This is a genomic window from Peribacillus alkalitolerans (genome assembly GCF_010882125.1).
Lineage (GTDB): Bacteria > Bacillota > Bacilli > Bacillales > DSM-1321 > Bacillus_BN > Bacillus_BN alkalitolerans.
The window spans coordinates 38,765-54,088 of record NZ_JAAGVZ010000018.1; the positions used below are offsets into that span (position 1 = coordinate 38,765).

Consider the following 15,324-nt stretch of genomic DNA (forward strand, 5'->3'; position numbering starts at 1 on the left):
ATGTTATTGCCTAAACGCGTAAAATATCGTCGTGAACACCGCGGTAAGATGAGAGGCCGTGCTAAAGGTGGTACTGAAGTACATTTTGGTGAGTTTGGTTTACAATCACTAGAAGCTTCTTGGATCACTAACCGTCAAATCGAGGCTGCTCGTATCGCTATGACTCGTTACATGAAACGTGGCGGTAAAGTTTGGATTAAAATTTTCCCAAGCAAACCTTACACTGCTAAACCACTAGAAGTGCGGATGGGTTCCGGTAAAGGGGCTCCTGAAGGATGGGTGGCTGTTGTTAAGCCTGGTAAAGTAATGTTTGAAATTGCAGGTGTATCTGAAGAGATCGCTCGCGAAGCATTACGTCTTGCGTCACACAAACTACCAGTTAAGTGTAAGTTTGTAAAACGAGAAGAAATTGGTGGTGAATCAAATGAAAGCTAATGAAATTAAAGACCTTACCACTGCCGAAATTGAACAAAAAGCTAAATCATTAAAAGAAGAACTATTTAATCTTCGTTTCCAGTTAGCAACTGGACAACTTGAAAATACTGCACGTATCCGTGAAGTACGTAAATCGATCGCTCGAATGAAAACTGTTATTCGTGAAAGAGAGATCAGTGCTAACAATCGATAATAGAGGGGAGGTTTGCTGAATGAGCGAACGCAACCAACGCAAAGTCTACACTGGCCGCGTAGTATCCGACAAAATGGATAAGACTATTACGGTACTTGTAGAAACTTATAAAACGCATAAGTTATACGGTAAGCGCGTTAAGTACTCTAAGAAATTCAAGGCTCATGATGAGCAAAGCGAAGCAAAAATTGGCGATATCGTGAAAATCATGGAAACTCGTCCACTTTCTGCGACAAAACGCTTCCGTCTTGTAGAGGTAGTAGAAAAAGCTGTTATCATCTAATATAACTGTTCGGATTACGTTAATTCCGAAGGGAGGTTTCGTACATGATTCAACAAGAATCACGTTTAAAAGTCGCTGACAATTCAGGTGCTCGTGAGGTTTTAACTATCAAAGTTCTTGGTGGTTCTGGTCGTAAGACTGCAAACATCGGTGATATCATCGTGTGCACAGTAAAACAAGCAACACCTGGTGGCGTTGTTAAAAAAGGCGATGTAGTAAAAGCTGTTGTTGTTCGAACTAAATCAGGTGTACGTCGTCCTGACGGTTCTTACATCAAATTTGACGAAAATGCTTGTGTAATTATCCGTGACGACAAGGGCCCACGTGGAACTCGTATCTTCGGACCTGTTGCTCGTGAACTTCGTGACAACAATTTCATGAAGATCGTTTCTCTAGCTCCAGAAGTATTGTAATGCATAAAACTTGTAAAAGGCCTTTCAAGGAGGTGCGACTCTAATGCATGTAAAAAAAGGTGACAAAGTTGTAGTCATCTCTGGTAAGGACAAAGGCAAACAAGGTGTAATCCTTGAAGCATACCCGAAGAAAAACCGTGTATTGGTTGAAGGTGTGAACATCGTTAAGAAGCATTCAAAGCCATCTCAAGCTAATCCTCAAGGAGGAATCATTAGCAAAGAGGCAGCTGTTCATGCTTCTAACGTAATGCCGATTGATCCTAAAACTGGAACTCCAACGCGTGTTGGCTACAAAACGGTTGATGGTAAAAAAGTACGTGTTTCTGTAAAATCAGGTGAATCCTTAGATAAATAAGTCATTAACGAAGGGAGGTACTATTCATGAACCGCCTAAAGGAAAAGTATGTAAAAGAAATTACTCCTGCTCTAATGAGCAAATTTGGATACCAATCCATCATGCAAACTCCAAAGATTGAGAAAATCGTAATCAACATGGGTGTTGGCGACGCTGCTGCTAATGCAAAAGCTTTAGACAATGCTGTGGAAGAATTAACTCTAATCACTGGTCAAAAACCAATGATTACAAGAGCAAAAAAATCAATCGCTGGCTTCCGTCTACGTGAAGGTATGCCGATCGGTGCGAAAGTAACTCTTCGCGGCGAGCGCATGTACGAATTCCTAGACAAGTTAGTAGCTGTTTCTTTACCACGTGTACGTGACTTCCGTGGGATTTCTAAGAAGGCATTTGACGGCCGTGGAAATTATACATTAGGTGTAAAAGAACAATTGATCTTCCCTGAAATTGACTACGATAAAGTGAGCAAAGTTCGTGGTATGGATATCGTTATCGTAACGACTGCTAATACTGACGAAGAATCTCGTGAATTACTTACTCAATTCGGAATGCCGTTCCAGAAGTAATCGATAAAAGAGGGAGGCGTAAACGTGGCAAAAAAATCAATGGTCGTGAAACAAAAGCGCGGACCGAAGTTTAAAGTACAAGAATATACACGTTGTGAGCGTTGTGGACGTCCACATTCTGTATACCGTAAGTTTAAGCTTTGCCGTATTTGTTTCCGTGAACTTGCATATAAAGGACAAATTCCTGGCGTGAAAAAAGCTAGCTGGTAAAACCCGAGTTTGGGAAGGAGGTAAAATATAATGGTCATGACAGATCCAATTGCAGATATGCTTACTCGCATCCGTAATGCGAACATGGTACGTCACGAGAAGCTAGAAATCCCTGCTTCTAAGATTAAGACAGAAATTGCTGAAATCTTAAAGCGTGAAGGTTTCGTTCGCGACGTTGAGTTAATCGAAGATAACAAACAAGGTATCATCCGTATTTTCCTTAAGTACGGTGCAAATAACGAGCGTGTAATCACTGGATTAAAACGTATCAGTAAGCCTGGTTTACGTGTATATGCTAAAGCAGGAGATGTTCCACGCGTTCTTAACGGTTTAGGTATCGCAATCGTTTCTACTTCTCAAGGAGTTTTAACTGATAAAGAAGCTCGTGCTAAACAAGCTGGTGGAGAAGTATTAGCGTACGTTTGGTAATAATTTTTTTCACGAATGGAGGTGCACTAGATGTCTCGCGTAGGTAAAAAACCAATTGAAATTCCAACTGGAGTTACAGTTACAATTGCAGACGACAACACAGTCACTGTAAAAGGACCTAAAGGCGAATTAACTCGCTCTTTTAATACAGATATTACAATCAGCCAAGAAGAGAACTTGATCACAATCACTCGTCCTTCTGATGAAAAGATCCACCGTGCTTTACATGGTACGACTCGTGCTGTTCTTTCAAACATGGTTGAAGGCGTTTCTAAAGGCTTCGAAAGAGGTCTTGAGCTTATCGGTGTCGGTTACCGTGCTCAAAAACAAGGAACTAAACTTGTCTTGAACGTTGGTTATTCTCACCCTGTTGAGATCGAGCCAGAAGCTGGACTTGAAGTTGAAGTTCCAACAAACACTAAAATCATCGTAAAAGGTGCGAACAAGGAGCGCGTTGGAGCTTTAGCTGCTAACATCCGCGGTGTTCGTCCTCCAGAGCCTTATAAAGGCAAAGGAATCCGTTATGAAGGCGAATTCGTTCGTCGTAAAGAAGGTAAAACAGGTAAGTAAGCCGCATAGGTAAACGAAAGGAGTGACCCAAATGATTACGAAGCAGGATAAAAACTCTGTTCGTAAGAAAAGACATGCACGTGTTCGTGCTAAACTTTCTGGAACTGAATCTCGTCCTCGTTTAAATGTGTTCCGTTCAAACACACACATTTATGCTCAACTAATTGATGATGTGAACGGCAAAACAATTGCAAGTGCTTCTACTCTAGATAAAAATCTAGGATTGGAAGGAACAAGCAACATCGAAGCAGCTAAAAAAGTTGGCGAAGCAATCGCAAAAAATGCATCTGAAAAAGGTTATACTTCTGTGGTTTTCGACCGCGGCGGTTACCTCTACCATGGTCGTGTGAAAGCTTTGGCAGAAGCTGCTCGTGAAAACGGCTTAGAATTTTAATGGAAAAAGGAGGGACATATAAAGATGCGTCGTATCGATCCTAATAAATTAGAACTTGAAGAACGTGTAGTTACGGTTAATCGCGTAGCGAAGGTTGTAAAAGGTGGACGTCGTTTCCGTTTCACTGCACTAGTAGTAGTTGGAGACAAAAACGGTCATGTAGGTTTCGGAACTGGTAAAGCACAAGAGGTTCCAGATGCTATCCGTAAAGCAATCGAAGATGCGAAGAAAAACTTAATTACTGTACCTATGGTAAATACAACAATCCCACACCAGGTTCTTGGTCAATTTGGTGCTGGAGAGATCCTTTTGAAGCCTGCTTCTGAAGGTACTGGGGTTATCGCTGGTGGACCGGTTCGTGCGGTACTTGAATTAGCTGGTGTTAGCGATATTCTTTCTAAATCTCTTGGCACAAACACACCAATCAACATGGTTCGTGCTACTATGGACGGGTTAAAGCAATTAAAACGTGCTGAGGACGTAGCAAAATTACGTGGTAAATCAGTAGAAGAACTGTTAGGATAAGGAGGGAAAATCAAATGGCAAACAAATTAGAAATTACCCTCACTCGCAGCTTGATTGGTCGTCCTGAAGATCAACGCGTGACAGTAAATACGCTTGGTTTACGAAAAATGCATCAAACAGTTGTTCATAATGATAACCCTGCGATTCGCGGTATGATTAATAAGGTTTCTCACCTTGTTACTGTCAAAGAACAATAATTCTATTTTTCTCTTAACAAGGAGGTGCCAAAATGAAACTTCATGAATTAAAACCTGCAGAAGGATCCCGTCAAGAACGCAAACGTAAAGGTCGCGGCATCGGGTCTGGTAATGGTAAAACAGCTGGTAAAGGTCATAAAGGTCAAAACGCACGTTCAGGTGGAGGAGTACGTCCTGGATTCGAAGGTGGTCAAACACCTTTATTCCAACGTCTTCCAAAACGCGGTTTCACGAACATTAACCGTAAAGACTACGCTGTTGTTAATTTAGATACTCTGAATCTTTTCGAAGATGGTACTGAAATAACTCCAGCTTTATTGATCGAAACAGGTGTTGTGAAGAAAGAAAAAGCAGGAATCAAAATTCTTGCTAAAGGTAAGGTTGAGAAAAAGCTTACTGTCAAAGCTCACAAATTCTCCTCAGCTGCAAAAGAAGCTATCGAAGCTGCTGGCGGTCAAACTGAGGTGATTTAATGTTTCGCACGATCTCCAATTTTATGCGCGTGGGTGAAATCCGTAACAAGATATTATTCACCCTATTAATGTTAATAGTATTTCGCATTGGAACCTTTATCCCGGTTCCACATGTGAATGCAGACTTCCTAAAAGCCCAAGATGCTGTAAGTGTATTCGGAGTACTGAATACCTTTGGCGGAGGTGCTTTACAGAACTTCTCAATTCTTGCAATGGGAATCATGCCGTACATTACTGCATCGATTATCATTCAGTTGTTACAAATGGATGTTGTTCCTAAGTTCACTGAATGGTCCAAGCAAGGTGAAGTAGGTCGCCGCAAATTAGCTCAGTTTACCCGCTATGGAACAATTGTGCTAGGTTTTATCCAGGCGCTTGGAATGTCCTACGGCTTTAATAACATGGCTGGTGGTATGTTAATTGAAAAACCAGGTATCAGTACGTATTTGTTAATCGCAACAGTTTTAACTGCAGGAACAGCATTCTTGATGTGGCTTGGTGAACAAATTACATCAAAGGGTGTTGGGAATGGTATTTCGGTCATCATTTTTGCTGGTATCGTAGCTGGTATTCCAACAACGGCTAACCAAATCTACGCGCAACAGTTTGAAAATGCTGGAGATCAGTTATTCCTACGAATTGTAACGGTTGTACTTATCATCCTTGCAGTTCTTGCGATTTTAGTTGGTGTTATTTTCATCCAACAAGCACTACGTAAAATACCGATTCAGTACGCTAAACGTGCTGCAACCGGTCGTTCTACGACAGGTGGTCAATCTACCCATCTACCTTTAAAAGTGAATGCAGCAGGAGTTATTCCTGTTATTTTTGCGATATCATTCATTGTTACACCTCCAACAATTGCTGGGTTCTTTGGTCCAAACGATGTTACTCGATGGATAACGAGTACGTTTGACTATACTAAGCCTGTTGGTATGATCCTTTACATTGCCTTAATCGTTGCTTTCTCATATTTCTACGCATTTATTCAGGTTAACCCTGAACAAGTTGCTGAAAACTTGAAGAAGCAAGGGGGTTATGTTCCTGGTATCCGTCCAGGGAAGAACACTGAAGAGTATTTAACTCGTGTGTTATATCGCTTGACGTTTGTGGGTTCATTATTCCTTGCACTAATAGCTGTTCTACCAGTCTTCTTCATTAAGTTCGCTGGACTTCCACAATCTGCACAAATTGGTGGCACAAGCTTACTGATTGTCATTGGGGTTGCTCTTGAAACTATGAAGCAGTTGGAAGCTCAACTAGTTAAGCGTCATTATAAAGGATTTATAAAATAATTGGTTTTGGGAACAGCCAGTTCCCTTAACCCATTATAGAGTTTGAGGGGGAAATAAAATGAATTTAGTTCTAATGGGGCTACCGGGTGCAGGTAAAGGTACTCAAGCTGAAAAGATTGTTGAAAAATACAATATCCCTCATATCTCAACTGGAGATATGTTCCGAGCAGCCATTAAAGATGGTACGGAACTTGGTTTACAAGCAAAATCTTTTATGGATCAAGGCGCTTTAGTACCTGATGAGGTTACAATTGGTATTGTTCGTGAAAGGCTTGCTAAGCCGGATTGCAAAAACGGTTTCTTATTAGATGGTTTCCCTAGAACTGTTGCTCAAGCAGAGGCTTTGGAAAACATGCTTTCTGGATTGGAAAGACCAATCGACTTCGTCATCCATGTCGATGTTGATCAGTCAATCCTGATGGAAAGACTAACAGGTCGTCGTATTTGTAAAGATTGTGGTGCTACTTATCATCTTGTATTCAATCCACCTGCGAAGGATGGGGTTTGTGATCGTTGTGGTGGAGAACTTTACCAGCGCGCAGATGATAATGAAGAGACGGTTCAAAACCGCCTTGAAGTTAACATGAAGCAAACGCAGCCACTTTTATCATTTTATGAAGATAAAGGCTATCTACGTAAAATCAATGGTCAGCAAGATATTAATATAGTATTCACAGATATCGAAGAACTGCTTGGGGGATTGCGCAAATGATCATTTGTAAAACCCCGCGCGAAATCGAAATCATGCGTGAAGCTGGTAAGATTGTAGCTTTAACTCATCAAGAGTTAAAAAAACATATCGTAGCTGGCATCACGACATTAGAGCTGGATGCAATTGCCGAAAGCTTTATTCGTAAACATGATGCAATTCCTTCTTTTAAAGGATATAATGGTTTTCGCGGTAGCATTTGCGCTTCTGTAAATAATGAATTGGTACACGGTATTCCAGGTGCTAGAGTCCTTAATGAAGGTGATATAATTAGTATCGATATCGGTGCGAAGTATAACGGCTATCATGGTGATTCCGCTTGGACGTATGCTGTTGGATCAATTGATGAAGAATCGCAAAGACTCTTAGATGTAACCGAAGAGTCCTTATATAGAGGGTTGAAAGAAGCTATGCCAGGCGTGCGTCTTTCAAACATCTCCCATGCCATTCAAACCTATGTGGAGGAAAACAAGTTCTCGATCGTTCGAGAGTATGTTGGACACGGAATCGGTCAAGACTTACATGAGGATCCTCAGATTCCTCACTACGGTCCTCCAAATAAAGGTCCTCGTTTAAAACCTGGTATGGTGTTATGCATTGAACCAATGGTGAATGCAGGTAGCCGATACGTTAAGACCTTAGAGGATGATTGGACTGTTGTAACAATTGACGGGAAAATGTGTGCTCACTTTGAACATACTATTGCAATTACTGAAAATGGTTATGAAATATTGACCAAAATCTAATTCTCTATAATGTTCAAAATAGGTTGAGGTTGGAAGGTAGCAAAGAGACTTTTTGTCTTTTAAAGAAGGGAGACGTAAATCATGGCAAAAGATGATGTAATTGAAATCGAAGGCACTGTTCAAGAAACTTTGCCAAATGCAATGTTTAAGGTAGAATTAGAAAATGGTCATACTGTTCTAGCTCATGTGTCAGGTAAAATCCGCATGCACTTCATTCGCATTCTACCTGGTGATAAAGTCACAGTAGAGCTTTCACCGTATGATCTAACTCGCGGCAGAATCACTTACCGATTTAAATAAATCTGGTTACACTCCGATCTGTATAAGGAGGTTAGGTATCAATGAAAGTGAGACCATCAGTTAAGCCAATCTGCGAAAAATGTAAAGTTATTCGTAGAAAAGGTAAAGTAATGGTTATTTGTGAAAACCCTAAGCATAAACAAAAACAAGGTTAATACTGAAGGAGGTGCACTCTAGATGGCACGTATTGCTGGTGTGGATGTTCCACGTGACAAGCGTATTGTTATTTCTTTAACATATATCTATGGTATTGGAAAAATCACTGCTCAAAAAATCTTAGCAGAAGTGGGTATCTCTGAAGATACTCGTGTGCGCGATTTGACTGAGGATGAATTAAACAAAATCCGTGAAAGCATTGACAAGTTGAAGGTTGAAGGTGATCTTCGTCGTGAGATCTCATTAAACATCAAACGTTTAATGGAAATCGGTTGCTACCGTGGTCTTCGTCATCGTCGTGGTCTTCCTGTTCGTGGTCAAAATACTAAAAACAATGCTCGTACGCGCAAAGGCCCTCGTCGTACTGTAGCTAACAAGAAAAAATAATCTGTAAAGGAGGGACTTATTCATGGCTCGTAAAACAAATACTCGTAAGCGTCGTGTGAAAAAGAATATTGAAACTGGTATCGCTCATATCCGTTCTACTTTCAATAACACTATTGTTACGATTACAGATTCTCACGGGAACGCTCTTTCTTGGTCAAGTGCTGGTGCTCTTGGTTTCAAAGGATCTCGTAAATCTACTCCATTCGCAGCTCAAATGGCAGCTGAAACTGCAGCTAAAGCTTCGATTGAACATGGTATGAAAACTCTTGAAGTAACTGTAAAAGGACCTGGTTCTGGACGTGAAGCTGCTATCCGTGCACTTCAAGCTGCAGGATTAGAAGTTACAGCTATTAAAGACGTTACTCCAGTTCCACATAACGGATGCCGTCCACCAAAACGTCGCCGTGTTTAATTTTTCTGTATAGAATTTGTATCCCTGTCAATAATGGGATATGATAGAAACTATGCGTTATTACAGAATGATTAATTCAGTTGTTGCGCACAATTGGGAAAGTAAACATGGGGAATTTCGGTTAGTTTAGTGTTTAGTTGATCACTAGCCGAGGTTTTGACGTTTTGAAGGAGGGTTTATTGAATGATTGAAATAGAAAAACCAAAAATCGAAACGGTTGAAATCAACGATGACGCCAAGTTCGGTAAGTTCGTCGTCGAGCCACTTGAGCGTGGGTATGGTACAACTCTAGGTAACTCCTTGCGTCGTATCCTATTATCCTCACTCCCAGGTGCCGCTGTCACATCTATTCAGATAGATGGAGTACTGCATGAGTTCTCAACAATTGAAGGCGTCGTAGAAGATGTTACTTCTATTATTCTGAATGTGAAAAAGCTAGCTCTTAAGATTTATTCCGATGAAGAAAAGACGCTAGAAATTGATGTGCAGGGTGAAGGAGTTGTCACGGCTGCTGATATTACACATGACAGTGATGTGGAAATCTTAAATCCTGATTTACACGTTGCCACTATTGGCAAAAACGGTCATTTACGTATGCGTTTAACTGCTCGTCGTGGACGCGGTTATACTCCAGCAGACCAAAACAAGAGAGAGGATCAACCGATTGGTGTAATTCCTATCGACTCTATCTATACTCCAGTTTCACGTGTTTCCTACCAAGTAGAAAATACACGTGTAGGCCAAATGACAAACTATGACAAGCTAACGCTTGATGTATGGACTGATGGAAGTACTGGTCCTAAAGAAGCGATAGCACTTGGATCCAAGATTTTAACAGAGCATTTGAACATTTTTGTCGGTTTAACTGATGAAGCTCAACATGCTGAAATCATGGTTGAAAAGGAAGAAGACCAAAAAGAAAAAGTTCTTGAAATGACTATTGAGGAACTAGATCTTTCTGTTCGTTCTTACAATTGCTTAAAACGTGCTGGAATCAATACCGTTCAAGAGCTTGCTCATAAAACGGAAGAAGATATGATGAAGGTTCGTAACTTGGGACGTAAATCACTTGAAGAAGTGAAAGCGAAACTTGAAGAGCTAGGCTTAGGTCTTCGTAAAGACGACTAAGTTGACTAAATAGATAATGACTTCAACAAAGGAGGGAATCTCTCAATGGGTTACAGAAAGTTAGGACGCACAAGCGCACAACGTAAAGCATTACTTCGTGATTTGACTACTGACCTAATTATCCATGAGCGTATCGAAACAACAGAAACTCGTGCGAAAGAACTTCGTTCTGTTGTGGAAAAAATGATCACTCTTGGTAAACGTGGTGACTTACATGCACGTCGTCAAGCTTCTGCTTACGTTCGTCATGAAGTGGCTGATGCTGAAAACGGTACAGATGCAGTTCAGAAGTTATTCGGTGATATCGCTACTCGCTACCAAGAGCGTCAAGGTGGATATACTCGCATCATGAAAATGGGTCCTCGTCGTGGAGACGGAGCTCCAATGGTGATTATTGAGTTAGTTTAATATAACTCTTTAAAAGGGCGGGGACAGTTTATAACTAACTTGTCTTTGCCCTTTTTTAATAGGTATTCTACATGGTAGAGTACTTGTTACTTGGAAGTGTACGTCAGACTTCCATAATAAGAAATACGCATTGAGTGATACGATGGCTGCATATTCATTTATGCTTCGCGTCTAGCTCTTGTACCCCTCCTATCTCTTTCAATCGGAAAGAGTTATACGATATTCAGAGGAATCTGAATGAAGCTGCTATTCAACTAAGGAATGTATGTTTCTTTAGGAGGGGTGCAGCGTTTTTTTATATTGTCAAAAATATAGATGAGAATAGATATAGCTAAGTTGAGTTTAGGGGATGATCTTATGAAGAAAGAGCTTGTCACTGTTGAAGAGGTCTATTTTAAATACGAAGGTCAAAGTGGATATGCTTTGACTAATGTTTCATTATCAGTATTTGAAGGGGAATGGCTGGCTATTGTAGGGCATAATGGTTCAGGTAAGTCCACGATGGCAAAACTTCTCAATGGTCTTCAATTTCCTGAAAAGGGTAAGATACGAGTTAAAGGAATGGAGTTGTCTTCCACTACGGTTTGGGATATACGGAAAGAAGTAGGAATGGTTTTCCAAAACCCTGATAATCAGTTTGTTGGAACGACGGTTCAGGATGATGTGGCTTTTGGTTTAGAAAACGCAGGGATTCCACAACTAGAAATGAATCAACGTGTTATGGAATCACTTTCCAAAGTTAAGATGAGTCAATTTCTCAATCAAGAGCCGCACCATCTTTCAGGTGGTCAAAAGCAACGTGTAGCCATTGCTGGGGTGTTAGCCCTTCAACCTAGCATTATTATTTTAGATGAAGCGACATCAATGCTAGATCCTAGGGGTAGAGAAGAAGTACTTGAAACCGTTAGAGAACTGATGAATAACAAATCCTTAACGGTCATATCGATCACTCATGATCTAGAGGAAGCTGCTAAGGCTGATCGTATTATCGTCATGAATCGTGGAATGAAATATCAGGAAGGCACACCAGCTGATATTTTTAAGTTAGACGAAGAATTGGTTTCGCTTGGCCTTGATATCCCATTTTCCATCAAACTTTCAAAACAGCTTTTAGAACAAGGGGTATTAAAATCAAACCGGTATTTATCGAAAGAAGAGTTGGTGAGTGAGCTATGCAAGTTGAACTGAAAGATGTAGAGCACCGTTATCAGGCAAATACCCCTTTTGAACGTTTAGCCCTTTATGATGTGAATTTGGCCATTTCAGAAGGTTCATACATTGCTATAATCGGACATACGGGTTCAGGTAAGTCTACCTTGCTTCAACATCTAAATGGTCTTTTAAAACCTACTAAAGGCAGAGTGGTGATTGGCGATCGAACAATTGAGGCTGGTAAAAAGGAAAAACATTTAAAGCCTATTAGAAAGAAAGTAGGAATAGTATTTCAGTTTCCTGAACATCAGTTGTTTGATGAAACGGTGGAAAAAGATATTTCATTCGGTCCAATGAATTTTGGTGTATCTGAAGAAGAAGCTAAGAAGCTTGCTCGTACAGCCTTAAAACAAGTCGGATTAGAAGAAGCCATCCTTGAAAAGTCTCCGTTTGATTTATCAGGAGGACAAATGAGAAGAGTAGCCATTGCAGGCGTGTTAGCCATGGAACCAGAGGTCCTCGTCTTAGATGAACCCACCGCTGGACTTGACCCTAGAGGACGCCAAGAAATCATGGACATGTTTGCTGATCTTCATAAAAAGCATGGAATCACTACGATACTTGTAACTCATAGTATGGAAGATGCTGCGAAGTATGCGGATGAGATTGTCATTATGCATCAAGGAACAGTGTTTAAAAAGGGAACCCCTAATGATATTTTCTCTCAGCCTGAACAGTTAATGGAACTTGGCTTGGATGTCCCAGAAACAGTCCGTTTCCAGCTGACCCTTCAGAAAGAGATGGGCATTCGATTCGATCAGCCTTGTCTAACCGTAGAGTCTTTAGCAAAAGAAATTGGACAAGTGTTACAAAGGGGGAATCGACCATGATGGATAAAATGATATTTGGTCGTTATGTCCCTTCAGAATCTATCATTCATCGGCTTGATCCTAGATCGAAGCTATTATTAGTCTTCTTCTTTGTTTGTATAGTATTTCTTGCTAATAACGCTGTGACATACGGAATACTAGGTTTATTTACCGTGGTGGTTCTGTTGTTATCTAAAATTCCACTTCGTTTCTTAGTGAACGGTTTAAAACCAATATTGTGGTTAATCTTGTTTACCTTCCTGCTTCATGTGTTTTTCACCAAAGAAGGAGAATTGCTCTATAAGCTTGGATGGCTAGAGGTATACGAGGGTGGGATTCGCCAAGGTATTTTTATATCGATGCGTTTCACATTTCTTATTCTAATTACATCGTTACTGACTTTAACTACGACCCCCATATCCATTACTGATGGAATGGAACAATTATTAAATCCATTAAAGAAGTGGAAGCTACCCGTGCATGAACTGGCATTAATGATGTCAATTTCCTTGCGATTTATCCCGACCCTTATGCAAGAAACGGATAAAATCATGAAAGCTCAAGCTGCCCGTGGAGTGGATTTTACGAGTGGGCCGATTAAAGAGAGGGTCCAATCAATCGTCCCTTTGCTTGTCCCACTTTTTGTGAATTCTTTCAAACGGGCAGAAGAGTTGGCGATTGCAATGGAAGCAAGAGGGTACAGAGGTGGAGAAGGAAGAACCAAATATCGACTGCTTCAATGGGGAAAATATGATTCCATCCTCTTGATGTCAATGCTTGTTTTAACAGCATTGCTTATTTTAATGAGAAATTGATGGGTGAATGTATGCATAGAGTAAAATGTACAATTTCTTATGATGGTACCTTATTTTCTGGCTATCAAGTACAAGTGGATAAAAGAACTGTGCAAAGCGAGTTCGAAAAAGTTCTTAAGCACATTCACAAAGGATCAACAGTTCGAATAGCTGCTTCTGGTAGAACGGATGCCGGAGTCCATGCAAAAGGACAAGTCATTCATTTTGATACGAACCTGATGATTCTACCAGCCAATTGGAAGAAAGCATTGAATTCAACGCTACCTGAGGATATTTCGGTAATGGATGTTGAAATAGTAGATAACCATTTTCATTCCAGGTTTGATGCAAAAGGAAAGGAATATCGGTACTATATCGATTTAAGTAAGGAAAGAAATCCATTTAATCGAAACTATGCATTTCATTACCCATATCCTCTTGATGTGAATAGAATGGTCCAAGCTTCCTCCTATCTGATTGGTACACATGATTTCACTAGTTTTTGCTCTGCTAAAACAGATGTGGAGGATAAAGTCCGAACGATCATGAATATTGAATGTATTCAAAATGAATCTCAATTAACCCTTTGCTACAGGGGGAACGGATTCTTATATAATATGGTCCGTATCTTGACGGGAACTTTGCTAGAAATTGGAGCTGGCGCTCGAGAGCCGGAGGATTTACCTAACATACTAGAAGCAAAGAACCGTAATCGGGCAGGTAAGACAGCGCCAGCACAGGGACTGTTTTTATGGGAAGTTTTTTATTAAAGCATGCGAAAAACGTTTTTTTGAAAAAAAATCACATGACAACTATTCCTGGTGTAACATTCGCTTGACAATAGGGGTACAAGGCGATAATATAATATGGTATGTATTTTAATCCCACGATAAGCCCCGGAAGTTTATTGTGATTGAAAATAAATATATCGAACAGATTTTTCTAGGAGGTAAAACAATGCGTACGACATTCATGGCGAAAGCAAATGAAATCGATCGTAAATGGTACGTTATTGACGCTAAGGGACAAACTTTAGGTCGTCTTGCTAGTGAAGTAGCATCCATCTTACGTGGTAAAAACAAACCAACTTTCACACCACACGTTGACACTGGTGATCATGTAATCATTATCAATGCTTCAGAAATCCACTTAACAGGTAAGAAATTATCTGACAAGATTTACTACCGTCACACTAATTTCCCTGGTGGTCTTAAGCAAAGAACTGCTCTTGAAATGAGAACTAACTACCCAACGAAAATGTTGGAGCTTGCTATCAAAGGTATGCTTCCAAAGAATTCTTTAGGTCGTCAAATGTTCAAAAAATTACACGTATACGCTGGTCCTGAGCACAAGCAACAAGCTCAACAACCAGAAGTATATGAATTACGCGGATAATTTTTAAGGAGGTAACTACTTTGGCACAAGTTCAATATTATGGCACTGGTCGTCGTAAGAGCTCTGTTGCTCGTGTACGTTTAGTACCAGGCGACGGTCGCATCGTTATCAACGGTCGTGAAATCAATGAATATATCCCATTCGAAGCTTTAATCCTTGTAGTTAAGCAACCACTTGTTGCTACTGAAACAACTGGAAGCTACGATATCCTTGTAAATGTAAACGGCGGTGGATTCACTGGCCAAGCTGGCGCTATCCGTCATGGTATCGCTCGCGCATTATTACAAGCTGATCCAGAATACCGTGGAGCATTAAAAGCTGCTGGCTTATTAACTCGTGACGCACGTATGAAAGAGCGTAAGAAATACGGTCTTAAAGGTGCTCGTCGTGCTCCTCAGTTCTCAAAACGTTAATCTTTTGCGTTTTCAAAGACTCTCAACTATTTTGGTTGGGGGTCTTTTTTTTTGTTGTAAACTATAGTTCTTTATTATTTTTGTCGAATAAAGCCTCGTAAATCCACTATTTACTAA

General features: G+C 40.4%; 28 protein-coding genes. All 28 read left to right on the plus strand.

Annotation, left to right across the window (positions count from 1 at the left end):
• The 28 genes from rplP to rpsI all read left to right on the plus strand — a co-directional run bounded on the left by rplP (position 1) and on the right by rpsI (position 15,207).
• Positions 1-435, plus strand: coding sequence for a 50S ribosomal protein L16 (gene rplP, locus G3O09_RS17515; protein WP_163102756.1), 435 nt, complete (start codon positions 1-3; stop codon positions 433-435).
• A complete protein-coding gene (gene rpmC / locus G3O09_RS17520) occupies positions 425-628 on the plus strand; it encodes a 50S ribosomal protein L29 (protein ID WP_108672009.1) in 204 nt (67 codons plus the stop codon). Before rplP ends, rpmC begins: the two co-directional genes overlap by 11 nt.
• 19 nt (positions 629-647) lie before the next feature.
• Positions 648-911 (plus strand): 30S ribosomal protein S17, encoded by a 264-nt coding sequence (gene rpsQ, locus G3O09_RS17525; protein WP_108672008.1) that lies wholly within the window; start codon positions 648-650, stop codon positions 909-911.
• 44 nt (positions 912-955) lie between these two features.
• A complete protein-coding gene (rplN, locus tag G3O09_RS17530; RefSeq protein ID WP_108672007.1) occupies positions 956-1,324 on the plus strand; it encodes a 50S ribosomal protein L14 in 369 nt (122 codons plus the stop codon).
• Positions 1,325-1,367: 43 nt separating this feature from the next.
• Complete coding sequence (rplX, locus tag G3O09_RS17535) at positions 1,368-1,679, plus strand: 50S ribosomal protein L24 (RefSeq protein WP_108672006.1); 312 nt, start codon at positions 1,368-1,370, stop codon at positions 1,677-1,679.
• Positions 1,680-1,705: 26 nt separating this feature from the next.
• A complete protein-coding gene (rplE, locus tag G3O09_RS17540) occupies positions 1,706-2,245 on the plus strand; it encodes a 50S ribosomal protein L5 (protein ID WP_163102757.1) in 540 nt (179 codons plus the stop codon).
• Between the two features lie 24 nt (positions 2,246-2,269).
• A complete protein-coding gene (locus G3O09_RS17545; protein ID WP_050613643.1) occupies positions 2,270-2,455 on the plus strand; it encodes a type Z 30S ribosomal protein S14 in 186 nt (61 codons plus the stop codon).
• 30 nt (positions 2,456-2,485) lie between these two features.
• On the plus strand, positions 2,486-2,884 hold the full coding sequence (rpsH, locus tag G3O09_RS17550) for a 30S ribosomal protein S8 (protein ID WP_163102758.1): 399 nt from the start codon (positions 2,486-2,488) through the stop codon (positions 2,882-2,884).
• Between the two features lie 30 nt (positions 2,885-2,914).
• Positions 2,915-3,454: a 50S ribosomal protein L6 gene (gene rplF, locus G3O09_RS17555; RefSeq protein WP_163102759.1), complete on the plus strand. Its 540-nt coding sequence runs from the start codon at positions 2,915-2,917 to the stop codon at positions 3,452-3,454.
• A 31-nt stretch (positions 3,455-3,485) separates the two neighbouring features.
• Complete coding sequence (gene rplR / locus G3O09_RS17560) at positions 3,486-3,848, plus strand: 50S ribosomal protein L18 (protein ID WP_163102760.1); 363 nt, start codon at positions 3,486-3,488, stop codon at positions 3,846-3,848.
• Between the two features lie 24 nt (positions 3,849-3,872).
• Positions 3,873-4,373, plus strand: a complete 501-nt coding sequence (gene rpsE / locus G3O09_RS17565; RefSeq protein WP_163102761.1) for a 30S ribosomal protein S5 — start codon at positions 3,873-3,875, stop codon at positions 4,371-4,373.
• A 14-nt stretch (positions 4,374-4,387) separates the two neighbouring features.
• A complete protein-coding gene (gene rpmD / locus G3O09_RS17570) occupies positions 4,388-4,570 on the plus strand; it encodes a 50S ribosomal protein L30 (protein WP_108672000.1) in 183 nt (60 codons plus the stop codon).
• 32 nt (positions 4,571-4,602) lie between these two features.
• A complete protein-coding gene (gene rplO, locus G3O09_RS17575) occupies positions 4,603-5,043 on the plus strand; it encodes a 50S ribosomal protein L15 (RefSeq protein WP_163102762.1) in 441 nt (146 codons plus the stop codon).
• Positions 5,043-6,338 carry a preprotein translocase subunit SecY gene (gene secY / locus G3O09_RS17580; RefSeq protein WP_163102763.1) on the plus strand — a complete coding sequence of 432 codons (1,296 nt, stop codon included), beginning with the start codon at positions 5,043-5,045 and terminating at the stop codon, positions 6,336-6,338. The genes rplO and secY overlap by 1 nt, the downstream gene beginning before the upstream one ends.
• 58 nt (positions 6,339-6,396) lie before the next feature.
• Positions 6,397-7,050 (plus strand): adenylate kinase, encoded by a 654-nt coding sequence (locus tag G3O09_RS17585; protein WP_163102764.1) that lies wholly within the window; start codon positions 6,397-6,399, stop codon positions 7,048-7,050.
• Entirely contained in the window at positions 7,047-7,793 is a 747-nt protein-coding gene (gene map, locus G3O09_RS17590; RefSeq protein WP_163102765.1) for a type I methionyl aminopeptidase, read from the plus strand. Before G3O09_RS17585 ends, map begins: the two co-directional genes overlap by 4 nt.
• Before the next feature lie 81 nt (positions 7,794-7,874).
• Positions 7,875-8,093, plus strand: coding sequence for a translation initiation factor IF-1 (gene infA, locus G3O09_RS17595; RefSeq protein WP_108671995.1), 219 nt, complete (start codon positions 7,875-7,877; stop codon positions 8,091-8,093).
• A 41-nt stretch (positions 8,094-8,134) separates the two neighbouring features.
• The gene (gene rpmJ, locus G3O09_RS17600; protein ID WP_003156543.1) at positions 8,135-8,248 is read left to right on the plus strand and encodes a 50S ribosomal protein L36; all 114 of its coding nucleotides are present in this window, start codon (positions 8,135-8,137) and stop codon (positions 8,246-8,248) included.
• A gap of 22 nt (positions 8,249-8,270) precedes the next feature.
• Positions 8,271-8,636 (plus strand): 30S ribosomal protein S13, encoded by a 366-nt coding sequence (gene rpsM, locus G3O09_RS17605; protein ID WP_108671994.1) that lies wholly within the window; start codon positions 8,271-8,273, stop codon positions 8,634-8,636.
• A 22-nt stretch (positions 8,637-8,658) separates the two neighbouring features.
• The gene (gene rpsK, locus G3O09_RS17610; protein ID WP_108671993.1) at positions 8,659-9,048 is read left to right on the plus strand and encodes a 30S ribosomal protein S11; all 390 of its coding nucleotides are present in this window, start codon (positions 8,659-8,661) and stop codon (positions 9,046-9,048) included.
• A 183-nt stretch (positions 9,049-9,231) separates the two neighbouring features.
• The gene (locus tag G3O09_RS17615) at positions 9,232-10,176 is read left to right on the plus strand and encodes a DNA-directed RNA polymerase subunit alpha (protein WP_163102766.1); all 945 of its coding nucleotides are present in this window, start codon (positions 9,232-9,234) and stop codon (positions 10,174-10,176) included.
• Between the two features lie 45 nt (positions 10,177-10,221).
• Positions 10,222-10,584, plus strand: a complete 363-nt coding sequence (gene rplQ / locus G3O09_RS17620; RefSeq protein WP_163102767.1) for a 50S ribosomal protein L17 — start codon at positions 10,222-10,224, stop codon at positions 10,582-10,584.
• Between the two features lie 357 nt (positions 10,585-10,941).
• Positions 10,942-11,772 carry an energy-coupling factor ABC transporter ATP-binding protein gene (locus G3O09_RS17625; RefSeq protein WP_163102768.1) on the plus strand — a complete coding sequence of 277 codons (831 nt, stop codon included), beginning with the start codon at positions 10,942-10,944 and terminating at the stop codon, positions 11,770-11,772.
• Positions 11,757-12,626 (plus strand): energy-coupling factor ABC transporter ATP-binding protein, encoded by an 870-nt coding sequence (locus G3O09_RS17630; RefSeq protein WP_163102769.1) that lies wholly within the window; start codon positions 11,757-11,759, stop codon positions 12,624-12,626. The genes G3O09_RS17625 and G3O09_RS17630 overlap by 16 nt, the downstream gene beginning before the upstream one ends.
• Positions 12,623-13,420: an energy-coupling factor transporter transmembrane component T family protein gene (locus tag G3O09_RS17635; RefSeq protein ID WP_163102770.1), complete on the plus strand. Its 798-nt coding sequence runs from the start codon at positions 12,623-12,625 to the stop codon at positions 13,418-13,420. The genes G3O09_RS17630 and G3O09_RS17635 overlap by 4 nt, the downstream gene beginning before the upstream one ends.
• An 11-nt stretch (positions 13,421-13,431) precedes the next feature.
• Positions 13,432-14,169, plus strand: coding sequence for a tRNA pseudouridine(38-40) synthase TruA (truA, locus tag G3O09_RS17640; protein ID WP_163102771.1), 738 nt, complete (start codon positions 13,432-13,434; stop codon positions 14,167-14,169).
• A 187-nt stretch (positions 14,170-14,356) separates the two neighbouring features.
• Positions 14,357-14,794, plus strand: coding sequence for a 50S ribosomal protein L13 (gene rplM / locus G3O09_RS17645; protein ID WP_108671986.1), 438 nt, complete (start codon positions 14,357-14,359; stop codon positions 14,792-14,794).
• A gap of 20 nt (positions 14,795-14,814) precedes the next feature.
• On the plus strand, positions 14,815-15,207 hold the full coding sequence (gene rpsI, locus G3O09_RS17650; RefSeq protein WP_163102772.1) for a 30S ribosomal protein S9: 393 nt from the start codon (positions 14,815-14,817) through the stop codon (positions 15,205-15,207).
• Positions 15,208-15,324 lie beyond the last annotated feature (117 nt).

Bases quoted from the DNA above. Each gene is read 5' to 3' on its own strand.
- rplP (WP_163102756.1), top strand. From the start codon at position 1: ATGTTATTGCCTAAACGCGTAAAATATCGTCGTGAACACCGCGGTAAG.
- rpmC (WP_108672009.1), top strand. From the start codon at position 425: ATGAAAGCTAATGAAATTAAAGACCTTACCACTGCCGAAATTGAACAA.
- rpsQ (WP_108672008.1), top strand. From the start codon at position 648: ATGAGCGAACGCAACCAACGCAAAGTCTACACTGGCCGCGTAGTATCC.
- rplN (WP_108672007.1), top strand. From the start codon at position 956: ATGATTCAACAAGAATCACGTTTAAAAGTCGCTGACAATTCAGGTGCT.
- rplX (WP_108672006.1), top strand. From the start codon at position 1,368: ATGCATGTAAAAAAAGGTGACAAAGTTGTAGTCATCTCTGGTAAGGAC.
- rplE (WP_163102757.1), top strand. From the start codon at position 1,706: ATGAACCGCCTAAAGGAAAAGTATGTAAAAGAAATTACTCCTGCTCTA.
- rpsH (WP_163102758.1), top strand. From the start codon at position 2,486: ATGGTCATGACAGATCCAATTGCAGATATGCTTACTCGCATCCGTAAT.
- rplF (WP_163102759.1), top strand. From the start codon at position 2,915: ATGTCTCGCGTAGGTAAAAAACCAATTGAAATTCCAACTGGAGTTACA.
- rplR (WP_163102760.1), top strand. From the start codon at position 3,486: ATGATTACGAAGCAGGATAAAAACTCTGTTCGTAAGAAAAGACATGCA.
- rpsE (WP_163102761.1), top strand. From the start codon at position 3,873: ATGCGTCGTATCGATCCTAATAAATTAGAACTTGAAGAACGTGTAGTT.
- rpmD (WP_108672000.1), top strand. From the start codon at position 4,388: ATGGCAAACAAATTAGAAATTACCCTCACTCGCAGCTTGATTGGTCGT.
- rplO (WP_163102762.1), top strand. From the start codon at position 4,603: ATGAAACTTCATGAATTAAAACCTGCAGAAGGATCCCGTCAAGAACGC.
- secY (WP_163102763.1), top strand. From the start codon at position 5,043: ATGTTTCGCACGATCTCCAATTTTATGCGCGTGGGTGAAATCCGTAAC.
- G3O09_RS17585 (WP_163102764.1), top strand. From the start codon at position 6,397: ATGAATTTAGTTCTAATGGGGCTACCGGGTGCAGGTAAAGGTACTCAA.
- map (WP_163102765.1), top strand. From the start codon at position 7,047: ATGATCATTTGTAAAACCCCGCGCGAAATCGAAATCATGCGTGAAGCT.
- infA (WP_108671995.1), top strand. From the start codon at position 7,875: ATGGCAAAAGATGATGTAATTGAAATCGAAGGCACTGTTCAAGAAACT.
- rpmJ (WP_003156543.1), top strand. From the start codon at position 8,135: ATGAAAGTGAGACCATCAGTTAAGCCAATCTGCGAAAAATGTAAAGTT.
- rpsM (WP_108671994.1), top strand. From the start codon at position 8,271: ATGGCACGTATTGCTGGTGTGGATGTTCCACGTGACAAGCGTATTGTT.
- rpsK (WP_108671993.1), top strand. From the start codon at position 8,659: ATGGCTCGTAAAACAAATACTCGTAAGCGTCGTGTGAAAAAGAATATT.
- G3O09_RS17615 (WP_163102766.1), top strand. From the start codon at position 9,232: ATGATTGAAATAGAAAAACCAAAAATCGAAACGGTTGAAATCAACGAT.
- rplQ (WP_163102767.1), top strand. From the start codon at position 10,222: ATGGGTTACAGAAAGTTAGGACGCACAAGCGCACAACGTAAAGCATTA.
- G3O09_RS17625 (WP_163102768.1), top strand. From the start codon at position 10,942: ATGAAGAAAGAGCTTGTCACTGTTGAAGAGGTCTATTTTAAATACGAA.
- G3O09_RS17630 (WP_163102769.1), top strand. From the start codon at position 11,757: ATGCAAGTTGAACTGAAAGATGTAGAGCACCGTTATCAGGCAAATACC.
- G3O09_RS17635 (WP_163102770.1), top strand. From the start codon at position 12,623: ATGATGGATAAAATGATATTTGGTCGTTATGTCCCTTCAGAATCTATC.
- truA (WP_163102771.1), top strand. From the start codon at position 13,432: ATGCATAGAGTAAAATGTACAATTTCTTATGATGGTACCTTATTTTCT.
- rplM (WP_108671986.1), top strand. From the start codon at position 14,357: ATGCGTACGACATTCATGGCGAAAGCAAATGAAATCGATCGTAAATGG.